Origin of the sequence: Mycobacterium sp., from assembly GCF_049281135.1 — a bacterium.
Classification (GTDB): domain Bacteria; phylum Actinomycetota; class Actinomycetes; order Mycobacteriales; family Mycobacteriaceae; genus Mycobacterium.
The window spans coordinates 1-2,588 of the sequence record NZ_JBAPRN010000557.1 but is presented as its reverse complement, the minus strand read 5'-3'; the positions used below and the strand labels follow the sequence as shown (position 1 = coordinate 2,588).

Sequence of the window (2,588 nt, the reverse complement as noted above, 5' to 3'; positions counted from 1 at the left end):
ACTTAATTTCGCTGGGTCCGGCGGTTAACTCGACTATCCGGCGCCATGAGACTCAGAACGTCGGCCAAGGCGCGTAGATCTGCGCCCAGCGGGTCGTATATTCCGTAGGCCGCAAATCTGCGCGTTTGCGCTGATGTTTTGCCGTTCGTCGGATCGCATGCTGGCTAGCATGAGCGAAATCGATCCACACGCCGACATGCCCCTGATGGACTGGAGTCAGCTAGACGTGAGCGGGCTGTTACCCACAGGAACCGTGACGTTGCTGTTAGCTGACGTTGAGGGTTCCACGCGGCTCTGGGAGAGCCAGCCCGACCAGATGACAGCTGCGTTCGCGCGGCTGGATGATGCACGATCGGATCTGATCGCCGCTCATAGTGGGATGCGGCCGGTGGAGCAAGGCGAGGGCGACAGTTTCGTCGTGGCATTCGCGCGAGCCAGCGACGCGGTGTGCTGTGCGCTGGAACTGCAGCGCGCCCCGCTGGCGCCGATCCGATTGCGCATCGGTGTGCATACCGGTGAGGTGCAGCTGCGCGATGAAGGCAATTACATCGGCCCCACCATTAACCGAACGGCGCGGCTGCGCGATCTCGGGCATGGCGGCCAGATTCTGTTGTCGGGCACGACCGAGGCGTTGGTTGTGGACATGCTCCCGGCCGACGCATGGTTGACCGATCTGGGCGCTCATGAATTGCGCGGTGTTCCCCGCCCAGAACGGGTCGTGCAACTATGTCATCCGGATCTGTGTAACGAATTTCCGCCGTTACGTACGCTAAAAAACGTTGCAGTGCAGCATCTCCCGATGGCATTGACGAGTTTCGTGGGCCGTGAAGCGGAGTTGACTCATATACTTGAGGTATTAAGCGGGAACCGGTTGGTGACGCTGACAGGTGCTGGCGGAGCGGGCAAAACTCGGTTGGCAATCCAGATCGCGGGCCAGCTTTCGGGCGAATTCGGCGATGGGGTTTGGTATGTGGATCTGGCGCCGATCACCGACCCTGAACTGGTGCCGGTCACAGTGGCCCGCGCCCTCGGGCTGCCCGACCAGCCCGGACGCTCCACCATGGACACCCTGACCCGGTTTATCGCCGATCGGCAAATGTTAATCGTGTTGGACAACTGCGAGCACTTGCTGGATGCGAGTGCAGCGCTGGTCGATGCGCTACTCGCCGCGGCTGCAGGGTTGACGCTGTTGGCGACTAGCCGGGAGCCGATCGGGGTGGCCGGCGAAGTGAGCTGGCGGGTGCCGTCATTGTCACTGGCCGACGAAGCCATCGATCTATTCATCGACCGGGCCCGACGCACTCGGCCGGACTTCGCCGTCAGCGACGACAACGCGCCAGTCGTGGCCGAGATCTGCACCCGCCTCGACGGTTTGCCGCTGGCGATCGAGCTTGCCGCCGCACGGGTCCGTGCCCTGTCGTTGAGCGAGATCCTCGACAGCCTCCATGACCGGTTCCGGTTACTGACCGGCGGAGCGCGCACCGCGGTGCGCCGCCAGCAGACCCTGCGCGCCTCGGTCGACTGGTCACACGCGCTGCTGACCGAACCCGAACGAGTGCTGTTCCGCAGGCTGGCCGCATTCCTGGGGGGCTTCGACTTCGCCGCCGCCCAAACGGTCGCGGGCGGCGGCGACGTACAGCGCTACCAAGTGCTCGACCAGCTCACACTGCTGGTCGACAAATCGCTGGTGGTCGCCGACGACAGCGGGGGCCGGACTCGCTACCGGCTGCTGGAGACGGTGCGCCAATACGCGGCCGAAAAACTAGGCGAGTCCGGCGAGGCCGACGCCGTGCGGGCGCGCCACCGCGACCACTACACGGCGATGGCCGCCGTGCTTGACGCGCCGGCAGGAAGTGATCATGACCAGCGCCTCGAGCAGGCCAACATCGAGATCGACAACCTGCGCGCCGCGTTCGGGTGGAGCCGGGAAAACTCTGACCTCGAGGCGGCGTTGGCGCTGGCGTCGTCGCTGCAATCGCTATGGGTGTCGCGGGGCCGCCTCCGAGAAGGGGTGACCTGGTTCGACGCCGCGCTGACCGACCTCGACGCGCACCTCCCCGCGGTGACGGCCGCGGTGCGTGCCCGGGCGCTCGCCGACAAGGCCGTTCTCGATACTTATTTAGGTGCCACCGACCGCCGGGACCAGGCCGAACAGGCCGTGGCGATTGCGCGAGACGTCGATGACCCGGCCCTGCTAGCCAGGACACTGACCGCCTGCGGGTTTACCGCCAACCTGGGCTATGACGTCGAGTTGGCCCGGGCGTGCTTCGCCGAGGCGATCGGCCTGGCCCGTGCCGTGGACGATCAGTGGCGGCTAAGCCAGATCCTCGCCGAGCAGGCGCGAGGCGCCCATATCGCGGGTGATTGGCTCGGGATACGCGCAGCTGGCGAGGAAGGACGCGACCTCGCCGACGCAATCGGCGACCGGTTTAACTCGCGTGTGTGCCGCTTTTACCTCGCGGTGGTGCACTGGTTCAGCGGCGATTTAGCCAGATCCGCCGCCCAGTTCGGCGAGGTGGCCGCCGAGGCCGAGGCAGCACACGACGAGATCTGGAGGGTGAGCAGCCTCGGGGGTCAGAGCATTGCAC

General features: G+C 65.4%; 1 protein-coding gene. It reads left to right on the top strand.

The window, feature by feature from the left end; genetic code table 11:
- Nucleotides 1–226 precede the first annotated feature (226 nt).
- The coding region (locus WAN02_RS21725) for an ATP-binding protein (RefSeq protein WP_422266286.1) at nucleotides 227–2,588 on the top strand (2,362 nt) is incomplete at its 3' end.